The sequence below is a fragment of the Paenibacillus sp. PK4536 genome, assembly GCF_028594455.2.
Lineage (GTDB): Bacteria > Bacillota > Bacilli > Paenibacillales > Paenibacillaceae > Saccharibacillus > Saccharibacillus nuruki.
In genome coordinates this window covers 1664229-1685661 of sequence record NZ_CP126313.1, presented here as the reverse complement: position 1 = coordinate 1685661, position 21433 = coordinate 1664229, and the positions used below count along the sequence as shown (strand labels likewise).

At 40.3% G+C, this 21433-nt stretch carries 23 protein-coding genes; 9 read left to right on the top strand and 14 right to left on the bottom strand.

The window, feature by feature from the left end:
* The first annotated feature begins 5 nt into the window (after window positions 1–5).
* The 3 genes from PO903_RS07660 (at window position 6) to PO903_RS07650 (ending at window position 3175) form a co-directional block, all read left to right on the top strand.
* Window positions 6–635: a DedA family protein gene (locus PO903_RS07660; protein WP_069329548.1), complete on the top strand. Its 630-nt coding sequence runs from the start codon at window positions 6–8 to the stop codon at window positions 633–635.
* 454 nt (window positions 636–1089) lie between these two features.
* Window positions 1090–2676, top strand: a complete 1587-nt coding sequence (locus PO903_RS07655) for a methyl-accepting chemotaxis protein (protein WP_069329549.1) — start codon at window positions 1090–1092, stop codon at window positions 2674–2676.
* 49 nt (window positions 2677–2725) lie between these two features.
* On the top strand, window positions 2726–3175 hold the full coding sequence (locus tag PO903_RS07650) for a chemotaxis protein CheW (protein WP_161594335.1): 450 nt from the start codon (window positions 2726–2728) through the stop codon (window positions 3173–3175).
* Here PO903_RS07650 and PO903_RS07645 read toward each other — a convergent pair.
* The 3 genes from PO903_RS07645 to PO903_RS07635 form a co-directional block, all read right to left on the bottom strand.
* Complete coding sequence (locus PO903_RS07645) at window positions 3159–4787, bottom strand: NAD(P)H-hydrate dehydratase (protein ID WP_273593054.1); 1629 nt, start codon at window positions 4785–4787, stop codon at window positions 3159–3161. The genes PO903_RS07650 and PO903_RS07645 overlap by 17 nt on opposite strands.
* Before the next feature lie 138 nt (window positions 4788–4925).
* Window positions 4926–5558, bottom strand: a complete 633-nt coding sequence (locus PO903_RS07640) for an NAD(P)-dependent oxidoreductase (RefSeq protein ID WP_273593053.1) — start codon at window positions 5556–5558, stop codon at window positions 4926–4928.
* A gap of 73 nt (window positions 5559–5631) precedes the next feature.
* Window positions 5632–6078: an Rrf2 family transcriptional regulator gene (locus PO903_RS07635; protein WP_137225904.1), complete on the bottom strand. Its 447-nt coding sequence runs from the start codon at window positions 6076–6078 to the stop codon at window positions 5632–5634.
* 305 nt (window positions 6079–6383) lie between these two features.
* Here PO903_RS07635 and PO903_RS07630 point away from each other — a divergent pair, with 305 nt between their 5' ends.
* On the top strand, window positions 6384–7214 hold the full coding sequence (locus PO903_RS07630) for a hypothetical protein (RefSeq protein WP_273593052.1): 831 nt from the start codon (window positions 6384–6386) through the stop codon (window positions 7212–7214).
* Between the two features lie 94 nt (window positions 7215–7308).
* Here the strand turns inward: PO903_RS07630 and PO903_RS07625 are convergent, their stop codons facing one another.
* The 6 genes from PO903_RS07625 to PO903_RS07600 form a co-directional block, all read right to left on the bottom strand.
* Complete coding sequence (locus PO903_RS07625) at window positions 7309–8382, bottom strand: lactonase family protein (RefSeq protein WP_273593051.1); 1074 nt, start codon at window positions 8380–8382, stop codon at window positions 7309–7311.
* Window positions 8383–8460: 78 nt separating this feature from the next.
* Window positions 8461–9534, bottom strand: coding sequence for an AbrB family transcriptional regulator (locus PO903_RS07620; protein WP_273593050.1), 1074 nt, complete (start codon window positions 9532–9534; stop codon window positions 8461–8463).
* Window positions 9531–10259 (bottom strand): MBL fold metallo-hydrolase, encoded by a 729-nt coding sequence (locus PO903_RS07615; RefSeq protein ID WP_273593049.1) that lies wholly within the window; start codon window positions 10257–10259, stop codon window positions 9531–9533. The genes PO903_RS07620 and PO903_RS07615 overlap by 4 nt, the downstream gene beginning before the upstream one ends.
* A gap of 87 nt (window positions 10260–10346) precedes the next feature.
* Window positions 10347–11426, bottom strand: coding sequence for a GGDEF domain-containing protein (locus tag PO903_RS07610; protein ID WP_273593048.1), 1080 nt, complete (start codon window positions 11424–11426; stop codon window positions 10347–10349).
* A 196-nt stretch (window positions 11427–11622) separates the two neighbouring features.
* The gene (locus PO903_RS07605; RefSeq protein ID WP_069329558.1) at window positions 11623–12252 is read right to left on the bottom strand and encodes a nitroreductase family protein; all 630 of its coding nucleotides are present in this window, start codon (window positions 12250–12252) and stop codon (window positions 11623–11625) included.
* 250 nt (window positions 12253–12502) lie between these two features.
* A complete protein-coding gene (locus tag PO903_RS07600) occupies window positions 12503–13714 on the bottom strand; it encodes an amidase (protein ID WP_273593047.1) in 1212 nt (403 codons plus the stop codon).
* Between the two features lie 200 nt (window positions 13715–13914).
* Between PO903_RS07600 and chrS the strand changes: the two genes are divergently transcribed.
* Genes chrS through chrA form a run of 3 tightly spaced genes read left to right on the top strand, consistent with a single transcriptional unit; the run spans window position 13915 to window position 15626 of the window.
* Complete coding sequence (gene chrS, locus PO903_RS07595) at window positions 13915–14397, top strand: chromate efflux transcriptional regulator ChrS (RefSeq protein ID WP_069329560.1); 483 nt, start codon at window positions 13915–13917, stop codon at window positions 14395–14397.
* 3 nt (window positions 14398–14400) lie between these two features.
* Window positions 14401–15063: a chromate efflux transporter ChrB gene (chrB, locus tag PO903_RS07590; protein WP_273593046.1), complete on the top strand. Its 663-nt coding sequence runs from the start codon at window positions 14401–14403 to the stop codon at window positions 15061–15063.
* Window positions 15063–15626: a chromate efflux transporter ChrA gene (chrA, locus tag PO903_RS07585; RefSeq protein WP_069329561.1), complete on the top strand. Its 564-nt coding sequence runs from the start codon at window positions 15063–15065 to the stop codon at window positions 15624–15626. Before chrB ends, chrA begins: the two co-directional genes overlap by 1 nt.
* Window positions 15627–15703: 77 nt before the next feature.
* Here chrA and PO903_RS07580 read toward each other — a convergent pair whose 3' ends face one another.
* The 3 genes from PO903_RS07580 to PO903_RS07570 form a co-directional block, all read right to left on the bottom strand.
* Window positions 15704–16777, bottom strand: coding sequence for an S-layer homology domain-containing protein (locus PO903_RS07580; protein ID WP_273593045.1), 1074 nt, complete (start codon window positions 16775–16777; stop codon window positions 15704–15706).
* 85 nt (window positions 16778–16862) lie between these two features.
* Window positions 16863–17501, bottom strand: coding sequence for a hypothetical protein (locus PO903_RS07575; protein ID WP_273593044.1), 639 nt, complete (start codon window positions 17499–17501; stop codon window positions 16863–16865).
* A complete protein-coding gene (locus tag PO903_RS07570) occupies window positions 17498–18055 on the bottom strand; it encodes an RNA polymerase sigma factor (RefSeq protein WP_137225924.1) in 558 nt (185 codons plus the stop codon). The genes PO903_RS07575 and PO903_RS07570 overlap by 4 nt, the downstream gene beginning before the upstream one ends.
* A gap of 295 nt (window positions 18056–18350) precedes the next feature.
* On the opposite strand from PO903_RS07570, the gene PO903_RS07565 reads away from it, so the two are divergent.
* Complete coding sequence (locus tag PO903_RS07565; protein ID WP_273593043.1) at window positions 18351–19685, top strand: SMP-30/gluconolactonase/LRE family protein; 1335 nt, start codon at window positions 18351–18353, stop codon at window positions 19683–19685.
* A gap of 99 nt (window positions 19686–19784) precedes the next feature.
* On the opposite strand, the gene PO903_RS07560 is transcribed toward PO903_RS07565, so the two are convergent.
* On the bottom strand, window positions 19785–20189 hold the full coding sequence (locus tag PO903_RS07560; protein WP_069329566.1) for a CBS domain-containing protein: 405 nt from the start codon (window positions 20187–20189) through the stop codon (window positions 19785–19787).
* A 206-nt stretch (window positions 20190–20395) separates the two neighbouring features.
* Here PO903_RS07560 and PO903_RS07555 point away from each other — a divergent pair, with 206 nt between their 5' ends.
* Window positions 20396–20818 carry an Imm63 family immunity protein gene (locus PO903_RS07555; RefSeq protein WP_069329567.1) on the top strand — a complete coding sequence of 141 codons (423 nt, stop codon included), beginning with the start codon at window positions 20396–20398 and terminating at the stop codon, window positions 20816–20818.
* 88 nt (window positions 20819–20906) lie between these two features.
* Here the strand turns inward: PO903_RS07555 and PO903_RS07550 are convergent, their stop codons facing one another.
* The gene (locus tag PO903_RS07550) at window positions 20907–21359 is read right to left on the bottom strand and encodes an Lrp/AsnC family transcriptional regulator (RefSeq protein ID WP_069329568.1); all 453 of its coding nucleotides are present in this window, start codon (window positions 21357–21359) and stop codon (window positions 20907–20909) included.
* Window positions 21360–21433: the final 74 nt, after the last annotated feature.

Below are 21433 nucleotides of genomic sequence, written 5' to 3'. Positions count from 1 at the left end.
AGCCGATGCATGAATGGTTAATAGGCCTGATCGAGGGATTCAAAAGTCTGGGCTATGTTGGCATTGCATTAGCCCTGACCTTCGAATTCGTCCCGGCAGAGTTGGTTCTTCCACTCGCCGGCTTCTGGGTGTATGAAGGTGATTTCAATATTATTCTGGTGATTTTGGCAGGTACAATCGGCGGAGTCACTGGGCCGTTGACCTTATATGCACTGGGTCGTTATGGAGGAAGACCCCTTGTTCTTCGCTTCGGTAAATACTTTCTTGTTCGGGAAAAAGAAATTGTGAAAGCCGAACAGTTTTTTGCAAAGTATGGAAGTGGCGTTGCTTTCTTCGGAAGATTTCTTCCGGGAGTACGTACAGCGGTATCGATTCCTTGCGGGATGGCAAATATGAATGTCTGGAAATTCAGCATCTATACCTTTGCTGCGATGTTGCCGATCACCAGTCTGTATGTGTATCTCGGTTATAAGTTAGGGCCACGCTGGGAAGAGGTGGGTCCACTCGCTTCTCAATATTTGACCCCTGTAGCGATTGTGATTCTTGTCGTTCTGGTCGCATGGATCGGTTGGAAATGGTTAAGTGCTCGCCGCAAAAGAGCGACTTCTCAATCGACTGACCATGATTCTGAATAAATAGATAACATAAAAAGCGTCTGTTAAACCTAGAAAAGAGTGTCATTTCTACGGTTTACAGACGCTTTTTTTATTATTGATCATATCAGAAGAAAATTTATTATTTTTTATAGTCAGAAAATGTATACGACTGTAAATAGAGCGCCCCACAAGATTATATTATTTCCAAATGATCAATTTGAACAAAGCCTTATTTTATACGGTTTGACAGCTTACACGATGATGAATTGACCTTTACATTTTCAGCGGTACATTTTTTACAATTGAATTGTTATCCACTTATTTACATAAATTATTTACATAAATTTGAAAAATAGTATTAATAATTGTAATTTATAAGACGACATAGTAAGTATAAAAACTTATTTTGCATAAATGCGAAAGTAAGTTGCTTTCAAAAAATTTGATCGATGTAATTGATAATTGAATTACATATCGATATGGAGTGGACAAGATGAGAATAGGTGCTAATTTTCAAACGTTTACCAAATTAATCGCTGCCTTTATCTGTGTAGCCTTGATTGTAGCTGCAATTGGTTTATACGGTTTGAGTAATCAGAATCGGATGAATGAAAGTGTCAACGGTCTGTACAATAATAATCTGGTATCTATGCAAGCTCTCTCTGCTGCTGAATTGTCTTTGCAAAAAATGCGTGTCGCTTCTCGAGATATTGCGCTAACTGCCGATGATACGGCTAAACAAAAAGTCGTTGGTTCGATCCCTGATCTCATCACTGCTGTTCAAGAAAATATGTCTCAATATAGCAATACACCGTTGTCTGATCAAGAACGTAATGAATTGCAGAACTTTAATAAATTTTGGGCGAATTATAATGATGTATACAGTCAAGCGGTCAACCTAGCCGAAAATGCTACACCTCAAGAATTTCAGACATTTGTTCAAAATTCTGTTGTGCCGGCGGGAACAGATATGTATGATAGTATTGCCAAATTAAACCAAATTAACGAACAAACAGCCAGTGCAGCGAATAACACAGCCAAAGCTGTTTTTGCCAATGCGAAGTTCTGGACAACCTTATGGATTGTGGTAGCCTTCTTATTCTGTATCTTATTAGGAACGTTGATTTCTCGGATGATCAGTGTGCCATTAAAACAAATCAGTCGTCTACTTCAACAAGTAGCTGCTGGGGATCTACGTGAACAATCCAAACTTGTAGGCAAAGATGAAATTGGACAGCTTGCTCTTGCTGCTAATGATATGACCAATCGTCTCAATGGCTTAATTGCCAATATTATCGAATCGGCGCAAAGTGTCGCTGCCACTTCAGAAGAAATCTCAGCCAGCACCGAAGAAATCGCTGGAAGTAGCGAAAATCAATCTCAATCGGCTCAAGCGATTGCTCAATTGTTCAAAGATATGTCTATTGCTATTGATGATGTAGCTCGAAGTGCAGAAGAAGCTGCTGAACTATCCAATACTACAGTTGAAAAAGCTCAACATGGCGGTCATATTGTCGCTCAAGGTACACAAGCGATTCAAGAAGTGAATCAACAAATGTCCAAACTTGAAAATGATTCTACTCGTATCGGTGATATTATCGAAGTGATTGATGAGATTGCAGATCAGACGAATCTACTTGCTTTGAATGCTGCTATTGAAGCTGCTCGTGCAGGTGAACAAGGACTTGGATTTGCTGTAGTTGCTGATGAAGTCCGTAAGCTTGCAGAACGTAGTAGCGCAGCTACCAAAGAAATCACAGGCATTATTCGCTCGATGCAGACCAATATGAAGCATAGCATTGAAGCGGTTAATAGCAATGCAGAACACTCTCTTTTAACCAGTGATGCTTTTGAAGATATTGTTCATCGGGTGAGTGATTCTTCACTCAAAATTAACGGTATTGCTGCGGCGAGTGAACAACAAAGTGCTCAATCTGTAGATGTCATGCATTCGGTTAATGAAATTGCTGCGGCTACGGAAGAAGTGGCTTCTGCTTGTGAACAAACAGCTTCTTCTTCTCAGACATTAGCTCAATTAGCAGATCAACTCCACTCTTCTGTAACTACGTTTAAAATCTAGTTTTGGATCTGGTGTATAGTCAAAATAATAATAAATGGAGGTCCTACTTATGATGATCAGATCGTCCGACCAATATATTGAATGTATGGCTGATAACCAGCGGATTGCTCTGCCTATTCATGCAGTACAGGAAATTATCCGTTTTGAGTTATTTAACCCTACACCTCAACTCGATCCACAAGTATTAGGTACAATCAGTTGGTATGGTCGTACGTTACCTGTGGTGCGTCTACAACCTAATTCGAACGACAACGATTCAGCTGATTTTGCCAAATCATGTATGACTGCACGCATCTTAATATTACGCCAGCATAATCAAGCGATACTGGGCTTATATGTAGACAGGGTATGTAGAATTGCCACCCACCCGCAACATTTATGGACAGCAACGTCTACGTACCCATGGATTACACGTTATCTTGAACAAGATTATACTCATATCTCGCTACTTGATATTGAATCTTTAAATTATGCTTTCGGTCTTACAGCGACTCGATAAGATCACCTGCTAGTAATGAAGCAGGATTACCTGTACGCTGATTCGCTGCCACTTCACCGGCATGTCCATGCAAATGTACACCGAATGTAGCCGCTTGTATGCCGCTTAGACCTTGAGCAAGTAATCCTGCTATAATGCCTGTCAGCGCATCACCGGAGCCTCCTGTTGCCATTCCCGGGTGTCCGGTGGTATTTACATAGACTCTCCCATCTGCTGAAGCAATCACGGTTCGTGCGCCTTTGAGCACCAGTGTAATTCCATGCTTGATCGCAAAGTCACGAGCGATGCCGATCCGATCTCGTTGTACCTCTGGCGTAGAGATACCTGCAAGTCTAGCCATCTCTCCTGGATGTGGCGTGAGCACAGTATCCGCGGATCGAGATTGCCAGCTGGATAATCCATCTGCTTCAGCGATCATATTCAGACCATCGGCATCTAAGACCAGTGGCTGATCTGTTTTTTCCCATAACGTCTGTAACCATTCTCCATCCTGTTCAAATCGACCTAAACCCGGTCCTATAGCAAGTACATCACATTTTTCTGCTAAAGGAAGAATAGCATCTGTGCTAGAACGCTCCCACTTCCCGTCTACGCCTTCTACAGCAGGAGCAAGCATAAGTTCAGGCACATGACCTGCAATATGTGGTAGCAAAGCTTGTGGAAGCGCCCATGTCACTAATCCACTCCCTATCCGCAATGCTGCACGCGAAGCCAGTAATCCAGCTCCACTCATATTCATACTTCCTCCTACAATCAATACATGCCCATAGGTTCCTTTGTGTCCGTCTACTGCACGTGCACGTTCAGGATCGACTTCCAACACATGTTCTAGCACTTCATTCGTGACCAGATGAGTATCTACACCTAACGTTTGAGCAGTAAATCGTGGAATCCCAATCTGGCGTACAACTACATCGCCAGCGACTCCTGCTCCCGGATATTGAACTAATCCTCGCTTGAGAAAAGCCAGACTGACTGTTACCGATGCTTGAATACATGTCTTTGCCACTTCCCCTGTATCTGCATGAAGCCCACTTGGAATATCTGCCGCAATAATAGGCTTACCGCTACGATTTGCCGCTGTAATCATCGCATCATAAGGTGCACGCGGTTCCCCTTTACTTCCGGTTCCTAGTAGAGCATCTACAATACCTGTATAGGAATGCCAGTTGGATTCTTTTTCCCAGTCCTTATTCCAGATTGCAACATCAATACCTGATTGCCGGGTTGCATCACGCTGAATAGCTGCATCACCGATCATTTCTGCCGGGTCTTGAGCATACAACAGAGTGACTTTAATGCCTGCATCTTGCAGATAACGAGCAGCCACTAATCCATCGCCACCATTGTTTCCTTTACCGACCAGAATAAGCCAATGTTGCTTCTGATCATGTACAGTAAGGTTCTTATCGCTTCGAATCTGTCCAACATGTGACAAGCTTGAACCGAAAGGAATATCGGCTTGCTCTAGCTTAGCGCTGTTACTCCACTGAATCACTTCTTCAGCGATCGCTTTACCAGCGCTCTCCATCAGGCATAGTGCAGGAATACCTAGCTGTTGAATTGTATGTTGGTCTAAGTCACGCATTTGTTGTGCAGTCACAATATACATTATCGATTCGCTCCTCTATATACATCATTTATGTTTAGGATGTATTTATACGATTGCCTTATTATGTATTAACCGTATTTGCTAGATAACAAAAACACCGCCCCTAAGGACGGTGTATTGATTACATCTAGATTCAGCTTAATAAGCCACAGTAAAGCGAGTACGTGTAAATAATGGATCTTCAACTTCATCAAATAAAGCAGCTGCATAATCTTCTATAGAGATGCGACTTGCTCCATCATCATCGGTAACAAGGCGATTTGTACCGATGCGGAAGTTCCCTGTGCGTTTACCCGGCTCGATCCAACTGGCTGGACTGACATAAGTCCAATCCAGATCGCTCTTGCTATAGATTTCATAAGCATCGACATGGGCTTGAGCAAGCGGTCGAATCTCTGCCGGGAAATCAGGTGTATCCATCAAGCGTACACCCGGTTCTACTTCTAGGCTTCCTGCTCCACCGACTACTAATAGACGCTGTACACCTGCTCTTTTCATACCTTCTACCACAGCACTAGCGGCTTCGATCAGTTCGCCTTCATTTCCAAATTGTGGGCCAAAAGCATTGATAACTACATCATGCCCTGCGACTACAGCTTCGACACTAATCGGATCCAGTACATTGACACTGATTCCTTGTAGACGTTCTGTATTCTTATCAATTTTGGAAGAATCCCGAGTCGCTGCGGTGATCTCATATTTACGTCGTAGTCCTTCTTGTACAAGGCGTTGTCCGATGGTTCCGGTTGCACCAATAATAGCAATTTTCATTTAAGATTCCATCCTTTCCGTCATGAGCGGTCTTTCTTTTTACATACCCTGCTCAGCCGATGATGATTCAGTATTAGTTCTGGATCGCTTGACGAACCTGTTCCATTTCCTGCAAATCAGTTGTCACCTGCTGGAGTGTAATCTTTTCTAACTCATCTTCCATCGCTTTTTGTGCACGATAAAATACTCTTTCCAGTTCCGCTTGAATATTACGTCCAATATCACAATTCGGATTCGGATGTTCATGAATAGCGAACAGTTCATCTTTGGCATCATTTTGCGCTGCACGATAAATATCCAATAACGTAATCTCAGCGGCAGGACGTGTCATTTGGGCACCTGCTACACCGGGCTGTGTACGTACAATCCCTGCTTTGGCTAACTGGCTGATCATACGGCGAATCACAACTGGATTCGTATTAACACTTGCCGCAATCCATTCCGAAGTGATATGTCCATCACTTGCATCCAATAATGACAATGTGTGAATAGCCACTGCAAAACGGCTATTATATGCCATAAGTGTGCACCCCTTCTTTATCTATTTGCTAACCTTAAAATAAGCTATACGCTACTCATCTATATCAGAATGATTGTTTTGACAAATAAGATAGATTATCTTGAAGCTTCAAAAAGCATTGTATTCAAGCACTTATATACTATAGTATACATCAAAGAGTTATACTTCTAAAAGAAAGTTACTACGTTGTAGCCAGAATTATTCCAGTCGTTCTTATTCTGTAATAACCATTTTGGTTAAGGATATGATGTAATGATCAAAATACAATGTGTAACACATGAATGATAGATAAAGGAGTGAATCTGTTGGATTGGTCTATTTTATTGCGTTCTCATGCTATAGGCTTATATCTGATCGGAATGGTAGGGCTGTTCGCTTTTGCAGTCGTGTACGGATTTACAGCCAAGCAACGTAAATATAGAGATGATGAACGTATGCGCCGTATTCAAAATAGTCTGGATCGCTTAACACAAGCGGCAGGACAAGTCTATCCTGTACTGATTAGCAAAAGTCTTTCTTCTACTCATGCAAATCCAGCTTCTTTACCGGTTCCAGCCGAAAGTGTACTGGCTTGCAAAGCAGCTACGTATGCTTCTGATGAATTGTTAGAGCGAATTGATCAGTATATGGAAGATCGTGATCGCAAAAGTCTGGCTTTACTGTATCGCACACTGGACAGTGATATTCGGAGGTTGACCCGTGAGCGCAAAATGATATTAGCTCGCGGAGAACATCCACGTTGGGGATTACTATTATGGCTTACGATCCGCCCGGCAATTCCTTTTCTCGTCTTAGTCATAGAATCATTATTATTGTGGAATCTATGGAATGATCTTATGGCGGCTCGATATCTACAAGCTCCTGCGGTTTTATTCGCTATTTTGCGCTTTATTTCATGTACAGGCGCTCTCGTGTTATTGTATGCGATTATCACAGCCGATTTTCGTCAAAATGCACGTAGGTTGGTATTTATCTGGTTATCGTTATTGATCAGCGGATTATGTCTTTTACATATGTTAAGTCTGCAAGCCGCACCTTATCTGTTGATAGCTCAAGTTCTTATTTTTGCTAGTGGATTCCGATTCACACGTGAACCGAAGCGCAAAGAACGTCCTTATGTAGGAGAATATGAATAAGGTTTAGCTAATGAGATCAAATAAGAAAAAAAACACTTCAGTTCAGCAGCCTTGATCTGCTTGAGTACTGAAGTGTTTTTTATTGATTGTCTATTTATTGTACGCCCGGTTCAGGTTGTTCAGCCATCACACAGACTGGACGATTCAGTGTTAACTCGTTACCTGTTAGTAATAACTTTCCTGTATCTGCTTCTATCGCAAATTGTACAATATTGTTGCTGTCCTGATTGCTCACCAGAATATATCCACCAGGTACAACAGCTACATTACGTGGAGTTTCTCCTTTGACAGTCACCCATTCGATCGGCGACAATTCGCCTGTAAGTTCATCAATATTGTAATGGACGAGACTGTTATGTCCACGATTAGAAGCATAGACAAAACGTCCACATGGAGAGATACGAATATCTCCGCCTGTATTTTCACCTGTAAAATCTTCTGGCAATGTAGAGACATGACCGATAATCTCTAGTTGACCATCTTCAGGATTACGACCATACGCTGTTACTGTACTATTGAGTTCATTGATTCCATAAGCCAATTGACCATTAGGATGGAAAATCAAATGACGAGGGCCCGATTGTGCAGGAAGCTCAGTAGCACCTTCTTCTGTCAATGTACCGTTATCTTCTAAACGATATGTAAATACCTTATCCAAACCTAGATCAGATACATACACATGATGGTTATCTAATGAAGAGACAGCTGAATGTGGATGCGGAGCATCTTGACGATCTGGGTCGGTTCCACTTCCGGTATGCTTCACTTCACCCGTCATTTCAGCTAGAGCACCTTGATCCCCTACAGCAAAAACATTGATATTAGCGCCTGTATAATTAGAAGCCAATAGATGCATACCATCTGGTGTTAATTGTACATAACAAGGAGCGCCTCCACCTGTAGACTTACGATCTAACAAATGAAGTTCACGTGTTTCAGGATTGATTTGATACGTTAAAATTTCACCTTCGCCTTTTTCACTAGCGGCATATAATACGGTGCTATCTGTAGATAATGCGAGATATGAAGGATTTTCGATACCTTTGATCCCACCGACCAGACGTAATTCACCTGTATCTGTGTTCATTACTGCTGTCTGAATACCTACTTCTTCTTCACTTGAATACGTACCGATATAGAACCAGACTTCATTTTCAAAAACAGACATGATTATATCCCCTTTCAGTCATCAACTACATAAAGACTTCCTCTATCTTATAACGACTCCGAGAGGGGATTGAATCATTCATCTGGCAATTCGCCGAAAAATCAATTTCAATAATGGCGGAACTGCTAGAAAAATAAACAGCGTTCTAAATAACTGATAACAGCTTACCGTTGCGATATCTGCATTCACTTCATGAGCAATAATACTCATCTGATCCATACCACCCGGTGACATACTTAACATAGCTGTTGCTGGAGAGACATGATGCCATTTCAGCAATATAAAAGCAAGCATACAAGCAAATAACAACAAAACTGCTCCACTACCTAATGCCAAAGCGATCATTTGCAACTTATTGGTCAATCGTTCTGGCTGGAGCATCAATCCAATCGCACTACCAATCAGCAATTGCGCCGCATCAAGAATCGCAGAAGGCAGAGCAGGTGCGTGTATCCCTGCCAACTGGATCACAGCAGTCGTAATCATCGGAAGCAAAATAAAAGCGGTAGGAAACCGAACTTTTTTACCCAGTATAGCCATACCTGTACAAGCGATAGCAAATAAAAAGATATTCGGAAACAATCCGCTCCAACTGGCTGTCGAATGGGCTAATGCTTCGGTTACACTGTCCATATCCACACCGAAAATAGGACTAAATATCAAAAGCGGTACACCAATAATAATCATCATTAAGCGTGAGACTTGAAGAAAAGTAACAACAGTTATATCAATACCTTTGACTTCTTCTGCCAAAATAACCATCTGTGTTAATCCACCTGGAATACTCCCTAACAATACTGTTGGAAATGAAATTCCTGAGATTTTGGTAATGATATACGCTGTAAACACTGCAAATAAAATCAGCAAAGCGGTTAAGCCGATCATCGAAGGCAATTGTCCACCGATCTGTTGCAAAGTTGCGATAGTCAATGATAATCCAATCGAATAACCGACGATAATCATCCCTGCATTACGGGCTGCATTCGGCCATAGTGGCGGTAATGAGGGGAATAATTTGGAACTGATAAAAATAACGATCATCGGTCCGAGCAACCACGGAATCGGTAGATGAATGACTTTAAATAATAATCCACCGATCAATGCAAGTGTCAGCGTATATAACCATCTGATCCATGGCTTTGGCTCAATCACGAAGGATTCACGATCTCGTTAAGTCGTTGCTGAATATCCCCTTTAAATAATCCGCCATGATAACAAATAACCGTTTCGATCGGAAGCTGTTGAAAAGCACGAAGTGATTCAGTGGCTTGTTCCATATCTAATGTAAACATAGGATTAGGCCCTTGCAATTCACCATTTTCGACGATCATCGCATCTGCGGCAAATAACGTTTTACTCGCGATATCATAAAAGCTCGTATGTCCTGGCGTATGCCCCGGTGTATGTATCACTTGTAGACCCTCACCAAAAGGAAGAATTTCATTTCCTTGTAGAACATGAGTCACATTATCCGGCGTATTCGCTGAAAATACTCTGCGGAATGATTGTTGTAAATGCTCAGATAGCGGTTCAAGTACTGTATCGATCCGTTCAGGTTTGGCTTTGGCAAAAGGATGTGTTCCATTGATCGCCCCTGCATCTTTAGCTTGTGCATATACATTTAACTGATCTTGAGTAGCTTCCAAAAACTGAGGTAAACTTCCCACATGATCGAGATCATCATGAGACAAAATAATCGTTTTGACCGGATACGCAGGATCAATCTGTTGCATAATAGTGTCGTAACAACCTGGAACACCCGTATCAATCAACACCGCTTGATCTTCTGTATAAATAACCACTGGATGGATCACCATTTCATGTTCGCCCATCGGTATTTTAATTTCTAACATTTCGATATGATCTGCAATTTTCATTATTCCCCAGAGTCTAGATAACGACTCCGGTTCACCTCCTTGTGTAATAAAATACTCTATTTCTTATATCCACATTATACAACATTGTTAAACAGCACAGACCCGGTTACGTCCTTGACGCTTCGCTTCATATAAAGCTTCATCCACTTTGGCTAGCATAACATTCGGCTTGGTATCTGGAAAAGTCGCTACACCTATAGAGACAGTAATCGATAATGTACGTTGATCAGGTAAAAGAAATGTAGTCTGCTCAATCACATTCCGCAATTTTTCAGCTACATGACTGGCATTGTCTTGAGTACAGTAATTTAAAATAACAATAAACTCTTCTCCACCTTTGCGAGCGCATGTATCCCCTGAGCGTACAAATTCTTGTAGTAATTCTCCCATCTGAGATAACACAGCGTCTCCGCTACTATGTCCATACGTATCATTGATTGATTTGAAATAATCGATATCTATCATTAATAAAGAAAAACTTTTTTGATTGGCTTTGGCATAATTCATCGTTTCTTCGAATAAAGCTTCAAAAGCACGTGGATTGTGCAGCCCTGTTAAATGATCTCGATTCGCTAACTCTTTCAATAATAGAAACAAATGATTCGATCGTGTAAGGTACACAAGAATGATATAAGTGAATAATCCGCCTACCAAAAACACGCTTAAAACGATCAGAAATTGCCATAACATTGGATCTTCTAACGTAAAATAAAATAAGATCGGCGGCAAAATCATCGAACAACAGATCGTAATCAACCAGCGACTTAACAGTACCCGACGATCTCCAATCAATAATAGTGAAGAACATATCCATGCGCCCAGTACTATCGCTATGCTGACCATTAATACATCTATATCACCGTATTCAAAAAGGAACAGTCGCCCGAAAATAATAATTGTTCCTGCAATCAAACCAGATAGTCTACCTACTGTATAGACGGCTCCAATCACTGCTAATGCTCTGAGGTCAATTACAACATGACTTTCAGGAAGATGGAATCCCCACAGAATAAGAACCAATCCAAAAAGACCATACACAATACCAGCTAGACTTATAAAAAACCATTTTCGTTTTATTAATTCATCACGAACTTTATTTAGTAACAAATTACCTAAAAACAAAAAGGTTGAGGTTAACGTTAAATTATTAATCAATTCAAGTACCATAGGGTATATCCTCACATCCTCTAACGAATCTGCTATCCTTTCTCTATATTCGACATATTACTCCAAATAGTTCATAGTTTAAAGCTAATTATGACAAAATAATCCACTTTAATATCAATGACATATCAAAAAGCCTGACGTATATCACGTCAGGCTTTTTGATTATATATCATCTACTCATTTAGAAGAAACAATCTTAGAATGAGTTTTTGATAACTGCTTCAGTTAAATCAAAACGTCCAGAAGCATAAGCAGGTTTTGCTGCTTTACCTACGCTGATTAGGATCGTTGGGATATAACGAGCAGGTACATTGAAATGTTCTGCAAATTTATTTTTATCAAATCCACCCATAGCACAAGTATCATAACCCAATGCTTTTGCTGCAAGCATTAAGTTCATCGCTGCAAAAGAAGAATTGACATTTGCACTATCGCGTGCAAATTCAGCACTTTGATAAGCGCCATCAATTTGAGCAACTAATGAATCACGGATTTCTTGAGTCAATGCTCCTCCTTCAACAGCTGCATCATAAATTGTACCTGCATTTTTGTTCGCTTCTAGATCCGCAAGAATAGCAACTACAAAAGAACTGTCTGACACTTGAGATTGGTTATAAGCGATTGGCAACAATTCTTGTTTTTTCGCTTCATCGTCAATGACAAGGAATTTCCAGTGTTGAAGGTTCCAAGCAGATGGAGCATCATTAGCTGCTGTCAGAATTGTATCCATATCTTCTTGTGGAATTTGGTAACCTTTTTCATACGATTTTACAGAATGGCGTTGCTCTATCACTTGAATCGTTTCTGGCTTAATTGCGTTAGACATGGGTTTATTCTCCTTTGGGGTGGGGGTTGATGAAAGCTAACGATAAACTTAATTTCATTTGTGAATTAAGTAACATTTAGTAACTATCTATATAATTCATTGTTATTGTAATAGATATGTTGATAGCTTGTCAACAAATGTTAAACCATATTAATTCTGCTCCAGATATTGGTAAAATAAAACAAGCTCTCATCGAAAACCTTTCGAGATGTAAAAGGAATTTGCGATATAGAGCTTATGTGATATTTATTCATTTCTGACGTTTATGAGTCCAGTCTCTTACCCATTCAAGCAAGCGAATATCTTGCCCTTTCCCTGCGATCACTGACAATCCAATCGGTGCATCTTGTACTGTAGCGACTGGAATACTAATCTGTGGCAGACCTGCTAGACCTGCAATACAAGACAATTGCATCGTCTGGGAACGACGACGTTCATTTTCTTCTCCTTGAATATTAAGATAAGGAGCTGCACCTGTTGCTGTTGGCAACACCAGTAGTCCATGCGTACCCAATAATTGATATAGACGCTCACTCACTTGTTGTTTTAGAGCAAATGAATATGAATGATCTTCCAGACGTAATGTGGAAGCCCATGCAAATCGATCTGCAATATCTTTGCCAAAAGAAGGTTGTGTAGCTTCTATCCACTGCTGATGTTCTTGCCAGATTTCTAAAGCTTGGATCGTACGAAAAGCAGTCATCCATGCCGACAATCCTTCCGGTGCAATCTCTGTCCATGAAGTATGACCTTTGTTTTCTTTAAGATAGTGAGTCATTTCTTCCAACGATTCTTGCAAAGCGGTACGTGTATCGGGTTCTGCTAATGCCCAAGCTTCTTCTGAAAAATAAATATGATCGAATAGAGAATGCTCATTATGCTCTTCTGAGGAATCGATTAATACTTTGCCAACTTCTAATAACATATCAGCAGAGTTCGCCATCCAACCTACCGTATCAAATCCTTGTGCAAGTGGAATCACTCCATCGATCGGAACCAAACCATGTGTAGGACGCATTCCATAAATACCACAATACGATGAAGGAATACGTACAGAACCTCCTGTATCTGTACCGATCGCAAAATCTCGTAGACCTGCGGCAACAGCTACAGCTGAACCACTAGAGGAACCTCCCGGAATACGATCCGCTGCTTGTGGATTAATCGGTGTTCCATAATGAACATTTTGCCCATTTAAGCTATACATCAATTCATCGGTATGTGTTGTTCCTTGTAGAATAGCTCCAGCTTCGAGTAATCGCTCTATCGCTGAAGAAGTGTAACTAGCAGGCGAATGAGTCCGCAACCAGTCTGGATTCCCTGCACTAGCTGTATGACCTGCAAGAGCAAATACATCTTTAACTCCGAATGTCCATCCAGAAAGTGATCCTTGTAGCGCCTGTGGTGAAGATGAAGCCATCGTCAATTGCTCGTTCATAAAGGCATTCCATGTTGAACTCATCTCTATTCCTCCTACCGATACCATTCCTATTCATTCCTACATATCCACGTAAGCTTTGTGTAAGTAAATTTCAATTTTTATGTTGAAAACGATTTTTAATCATTATATATTTAAACATATCGTAAATGAAAGAGTTATTTTCGAACCAAAACGAAATAAGATAACGATGTAAATAAAAATGATTAGGGGGCATAAATAAGATGAATCATCACCGTTCTTCAACCGATCAACCTGTCGATATTGATGAGATTGACCGCAAAATTATTACCATTCTGAATAAAAATGGTCGAATTTCATATACTGACCTTGCCAAAGATATTGGTTTATCTCGTGTAGCTGTACAAGCTCGAATCAATGCTTTGATAGAAAATGAAGTGATTGAGCGCTTCACTGCTGTTATTAACCCTGCCAAAATTGGGATTACTGTATCGGCATTCTTCAATGTAGAAGTAGAACCCAAGCATCTTCAAGAAACTGCGGATCAATTAGCCGAAGAACCGTTTGTCACTAGCCTTTACCATATGACAGGCCCTAGCAAATTGCATATGCACGGATTATTTATCGACAATCAAGAAATGGAGTCTTTTCTAAAAGATAAATTATACAATATGCCGGGTATTATGAGCGTAGATTGCCAGGTATTGATTACCCGTTACAAAAGTCGGATGGGAATGAGGCTGTAATATATGAGTAAACCATCGACTACACCTTCCAAATCTACATCTACGACTCCTGTTTATCATAAAGCGACCTATAGTGAATTATCATGGGCGATGGTACGTACCGGTATTCTTGGTTATGGCGGTGGGCCTTCGGTTATGCCTCTTTTTCGTTATGAAGCGGTGACTCGTTATCGCTGGTTAAGTGATGATGAATTTGGCGAAATTCTAGCGCTTGGCAATGCTTTACCCGGTCCAATTGCTACGAAGATGGCAGCGTACTTGGGCTATCGTGGCAAAGGTGTGCTCGGGGCTATTTTAGCTGTGATCGCTCATATTCTCCCTTCTTGTCTAGCGATGATCGTGTTATTATCAGCAGTCTCTTACTTAAGCCAGTCCAAAATCATTCAAGGAATGATCGCTGCTGTGGTGCCTGTAATTGCTGTCATGCTAGGCGTAATGGCATACGAATTTGGCGAAAAAGCGGTTAAAGGGCTAGGCATTAAAGTCGGGATTGGACTATTTATCGTTGCTTTTATTCTGTTGCAACTGGTAAACGTCCATGCGGCTATTGTGATTGCATTATTTTTAGCCTATGGAGCGGTTCATTTCAAATTTGTTCAATGGTTGAAAGATCGCCGTAACCCACCTAATACGCCTGTAAAGCCGACTGAAGGCGGTGGTGCTTAATGGTGACACTGACTATTGATTGGATCGAATGGCTTCGTTTATTTTGGGGCTTTTTTCTAGCCAATGTACTTGGTTATGGTGGAGGCCCTGCTTCGATTCCACTGATGTACAACGAGATTGTAGCGCATTACCACTGGCTAGATGACAAAACATTTTCGAATGTGCTGGCGCTTGGTAATACACTTCCCGGGCCTATTGCGACAAAGATTGCTGCTTTTGTCGGGTATGATGTCTCAGGGATAGGCGGAATATTTATCGCTTTATTTGCGACGATTGTCCCTTCGGCAGTGGCTTTGATTCTACTGCTTAATCTATTGCAGAAATACCGTACTTCTCCTGTAGTCAAAGGATTAACATTACTGGTTCAGCCTGTTATCGCTGTAATGATGGCAGTACTGACATGGCAATTAACAGCAGGTTCGTTTGTCTCGATAGGTATCTGGCAAAGTCTTGGTATTGCTGCTGTCGCTTTCTGGGCGATGCAAATTCGCAAAATTCATCCTGCGTTTGTGATTCTAGCGGCTTTTGTCTATGGTGCATTGGTACTTCCGAATTTTATTTGATCAACATAATATCAATCAAATGTACACCAAAAACGACTGTAGATCATCTACAGTCGTTTTTTTACCTATTTATATGATTAATCTGCAATATTGCTGTTACCACTTACTCCATTGATACTGCCTGCTTGACCAGTGACAGGTGAACCATCGCCATTACTTGCAAATTGAAAAGCATAGCCGTAATTGGTATCTGCTTTGAAATGTTGCAATTGATCGGCTGTGAGGTACGCACTTACATAGGTATAGTCTACTTTTTGCGCATTTCCTTCATATGTCCATGCTTTGGCAACATTCACATCATAATTCAATCCTTGTAGACGTTTGACTTCGGCTTGTACTTCTTTGCTATGGGTTTCTAAAGGAGTGCCGTTCGAAAATAAATCGATCGCTACAAAATACTTCACATCTTTTCCAGCATATTGATCTAAAGCTTTTTTCACTCCACTAACATACAATATTTCTCCGTTGTTCGGTGTTGCATAACTTTCAGATACCATGCCTCCACTATTGGGCTGAGCGACAGGGTCAGATCCTTTTTTCTCGTGCGGTAATACATCGATTCTTACTCCTTTGTCTTTCGGTTTTACTACTTTATCGTTTTTAATCTTTTTCAAATATCCTAAAGCATGATGCAGGATCGCATTTGCTTCTGCACGAGTGATTTCTTTTTTCGGATTCAAGTTTTTGTTATGATCTAACTTCACAATCCCAAGTACGATAGCCAATTGTACTGAACCTAAGAAGGAAGGATTTAACTTTTTCATATCTTTGATATTAGGTGTAATCACATCAATCGCTGGCATGTTTCCTGCTGTTTGTAGAGCAGTCATCACTTCATCAATATAGCGTTCACGACTAATCTTTTGGTTAGAATGTGCTGCTTTGGATTTCAGTTTGAATGCTTTTTCAATCATTTGGCTCGCTTGTTTTTGTGTTAATGTTTTACTGGATGCAATGGTTGTATTGCTAACTCCATTAATAGTCGGTTGAGCATGTAATTTCACCATTCTTTCTTGTCCGGTTACACCATTCAAGTCTTGAACGCTAGATGTAGCTGCAAAAGACATACTCCCTAGTGATAAAGATAAAATAGATGCAGATAAGATTGATGTTACGATTTTTTTATTGATGTTGTTGTTTTTGTTATTCATGGTAATTCCTCCTCGAATGTTTGAACAATAATGGCTTACACTATAAAAGACGACGTTTAGCAGATCAGGTTATTTTTGCTTCCCATTATTTTTTAAAATCGATATCAATACCTTGATCCGCATCTACAGGCAAACCATCACCATTGGTAGCAAAGCGGAATCCGTAACCATACTGCGAATCTGCTACAAAATTCTTTAATTGATCGGCTGTAAAATAACCTGCAATATAGGAGTAATCGACTTGTTGTTGATTGCCTTGATACGTCCACGCTGTAGCATAACCTACCTTATAATGGAGCGCAGTCAGACGTTCTAATTCGTTCACAGCTTCTGCACTATTAACCTCTATAGGCTTCATATCGTTAAATACATCAATCGCTACAAAGTATTTCACATCTTTCCCTGCGTTTTTCTTCAAAGCTTGTTGAACTTCTGGACTATAGAATTTACTTCCATTGACAGGTGTCGCATAACTATCTGATGGAATACCGCCTGAAGGGGTAGTTTCACTTTGAATAACCGTTCCAGATGCTGTATAGATCGGATTTTGTTGATTCCAGACATTTGTAGCCATAAATGAAATAATAACTGCCGCCGCGGCAAAAGCTATAGCACTTGACCATTTCAGCCAATACTTCGATCTTGGTTGACGACGTGCTTCATATCGGGTCAATAAATCATCGTCGATCTGTCCAATAGCACGATAAAGTTGTTCACTATTCATAAGTAGATTCCTTCCTCTAGAAGATAAGCTTTAAGCTTGGTACGTGTACGAAAAAGACTAGCTTTGACATTGTTCTCTTTCATAGCAAATTGCTCAGCCATCTCTGCTTGTGAACGGCTATACCAGTATCTGGCTAAAAACAAATTGCATTCACGCTCAGGTAACGTATGCAGAAATTGGTTGATCGTTTTCGCCAAATCTTTTTCCAAAATAGCTTGTTCGACATCATAATCAGAAGGGATACAATCATCGAGTTCGCCAAGAATAATAGTCATTTCTCCACCACGCTTTTGAGCTTTTTTCGCTTTAAATTTATCAAGTGATAGATTTCTAGTAATTCTGCCTACAAAAAAAGACAGTTTACTTGGGCGTTGTGGAGGAATGGCATTCCATGTACGAAGCCATGTGTCATTAACGCATTCTTCTGCATCTTCGGAATCACTCAAAATGTTATAAGAGATCGTATAGCAATATCTTCCGTAATGGCGGGAAGATTCTGTTATCGCTGCTTCATTTCTCGTTATAAATAGTTCTATAATTTCGTTATCTTCCACGTATAGGCTCTCCTTTGTGCTACATATACTCTTCACTTATACAGACGATAAATCATGACTCAGGTTATTTTTAAATAGCTAAAAAAATAATTATTTTCTTCCCATCTACAAATGTAATATAATTCCAGTCTAAATACGATGTAGATCATTCTTGAAAGACTAGATACTCTTGTATATTTTTCGATAGATATGTAACTATTGTCTTTTTGTTGTTAAAAGAAGGATGCTCCCTTTCGATAGCGAATGCTACCCTTAGGCTTATGATGCCAAATGAAATGTACAGGAGGGATTATTTTTGAAAAAGAGTAAGTCGCTTGGGGTTATTGTCGCTATGACGGGATGTCTATTATTATCACCATCGACTGGGTGGGCAGCAGATAAGGTAGATTCGAATGTCCAGACTATTGTAGATGGCAAAAGTACCGATCAAGTCAGCCGATTAATCGGTCAGACCTTGTACAGTCCTTATGCTTTGGTAGCTGATCAGTTGGATGCTCAAGCTACATGGGATGCCGATCAAGGCACATTAACACTGACCAAAGGGACAACCACAATCACTCTCAGTGATCGTGCTACCTCTACAACCGCATCGTATCCTACACTACAACTTGTAGGGGACCAAGTACTCGTACCTGTACGTGCTGTTTTTGAAGCTTTTGACTACAAAGTGATATATACTTCTGCTACTCGCTCTGTCACTATTCAACCTTCTGCTCCTGTTATCTCTAATCCTACGCCTACAGCAACATCAGACACTTACCAATCAGTCTCGATTTTAACAGACCTTGATCCAAGCACAGCTACAGGTCTGCGGATAGAAGGTGTGATTGCTAATGCAGATAATCAAGTGTTTACTGTCGAAATGGGAAGTAAAACATTATATCGGATTGCCGCAGATACCGGACAAATGGATACATTGACCGAATTACCACGTTCAGGTACAGGAATGGCACTTGATACGGATGGTAATCTCTATATTGCAAGCGGAGGCGAAGAAGGTCTTATTTACCGGATCAATGAAGAAGACTTATCCAGTGCGGCTTTTGACTCTTCCAAAGTAGTCACCTATGCCAGTGGAGTTCCGGGAGCGAACGGATTAGCCTTTGATGATAGTGGTAATCTGTATGTAAGCGGTGGAGCTACCGGAGCTATCTATAAAGTTTCGGCAAGCGGACAAGTCAGTACGTATGCCAGCGGGATCTTGCCTACACGTGAAGAGCAAAAAATCGTAGTGAATGGAATTGCTTTCGGTACAGATGGACAATTATATGTGAGCAATACAAGCTCTGGAGAAGTGAATCGCTTTGCAATCAACAGCGATGGTTCTCTAGGACAACGACATCTTGTTGCTCAAAGCCCGCTATTATATGGAGCAGACGGCTTAAATTTCGGACCGGATGGTGCTATCTATGTAGCAGCTAACGAAAGAAATGCCATTGTACGTGTCGGTCTGGATGGACAGGTACGTGATATCGCTAGCAACAATAACAATGGGCCGTTAGAATTTCCTGCCAGTCTTCATTTTGTAGGTAACACATTATATATCAGTAATTTTGATCAACCGCGCGGGATCAATAATCCTAATGATCCTGGTATTGGTGCTTCGATTGCAACGATTGATTTTAGCTAATAAGAGAACAACAACAATAAACGCCCAACTGTTCATATCTGATGAGCAGTTGGGCGTGTATGATTTTATAATCGTATGCTATCTCTAGATACAGACCACTTAGTCTGTAATATTATCATTATAGTATTCAATAATATCTTTGCGACGAATAATCCCTAGAAATATGCCTTTAGAATCAATCACAGGTACAAAGTTCTGATCAGCGGCAAGCGATAACATATCTTCCATCGCTGCGGTGATAATAACACTTTCGTTGCGGACATGCTTTTGAATATCATAGACAGGAATCTCACGCATTTTTTCAAAATCAAGATTGCATGTATTTTTGAGTTTCCATAATAAATCCCCTTCAGAAAGAGTCCCTACATACCGTCCAGATTCATCAATAATCGGCAAAGCAGTATAAGAATGACGCTCTAATATCTCTAAGGCTTCAAACATCGAAATCGTTGAAGGAATATAAGCGACTTGTTCTTTAGGTAATAAAAAAGAAGAAATTTGCATCTGCTGTAGACACTCCTTTGGCTATAAATTGGTGATGTATATCTATTAAAACATACATATGACTATATTTGAAAGCGATTGCAGGTTGAGATTTTGTAACCATTTAATGAGATTGAAGCAGTCATTCAGTTTATTTATACTATAATAGACACGACAAAATGACACACGAGCTATACTCAAGCTCTAGAAATGAGGTTCTTGTTATAATGATCTATCATGCCAATCAAATTATAGAAAAGATCACAACACTACTTCAGAAAACAACAATCTATGATCAACAGCACCATATGAAATGGGTACGTGCTCCTTTTTTCGATCAAGAGCCATTTGAACTTTCTCCATATGTTCAGATTACAGACGAAGGATATGTATTACAAATGTACGAACGCAATGTGCAAATGCTCAACAAACTTACGACCGATGTAGATGATGTGGTGTACTGGATTTTGGAAGATACGATTCAACTGATTCTACATACTGATCGATTACAACGTCAACAGGATTCTTCTTATACAGCTAGAGATGAAATATCTATTGAAGAACAAGCCAATCAAGCCTTTTCTGAAATAGGTGGAATCTATGAACAATGGCATCATCAACATCGTCGCAGTACATTAGAGACGCCTTAGATACATCATAATCACTACCAGAACAGTCTATAGCACGCAAAAGGATCTTGTCTCTACAAGATCCTTTTTTGGCTAACACCAAACAACGTTAGATCGTTTGCTGATCTTTGCTCATAGCAGGAACAAGAGATTTGTGATCGATAGGAGAAGAAAGAGTAATTAACGTAGTATACGAGCCGTGGCTAGTAATGCAATTTTCAAAAGGTTCCAAATCCATAATAGATGCAGTAACTACTTTAATCAAATAATTGTAATCTCCGCTTACTCGGTGACATTCTACGATCTGAGCAGTATCCTGACAAAATTGCACAAACGAAATACCATCATGCGCACGGAATAAATAATACGCTGTTGTATGTTGTCCAATCTTATCTGGTGCGACCACTGCTCGGTATTGTTGAATCACTCCACTCTCTTCCATTCGACGTACTCGTTCCGTGACGGCTGGTTGAGACAGCCCTACTTCTTTTCCTAATTCGGTCATTGAAATACGTGCTTGGGTTTGCAGACAGAGTAGAATATGTTGATCCACCTGATCCATGAATGTTCACTCCTTTAATTTCAAGGTTATAACAATAAATAAATTTGAATCCGTAAGTGTATACACGAAATAAA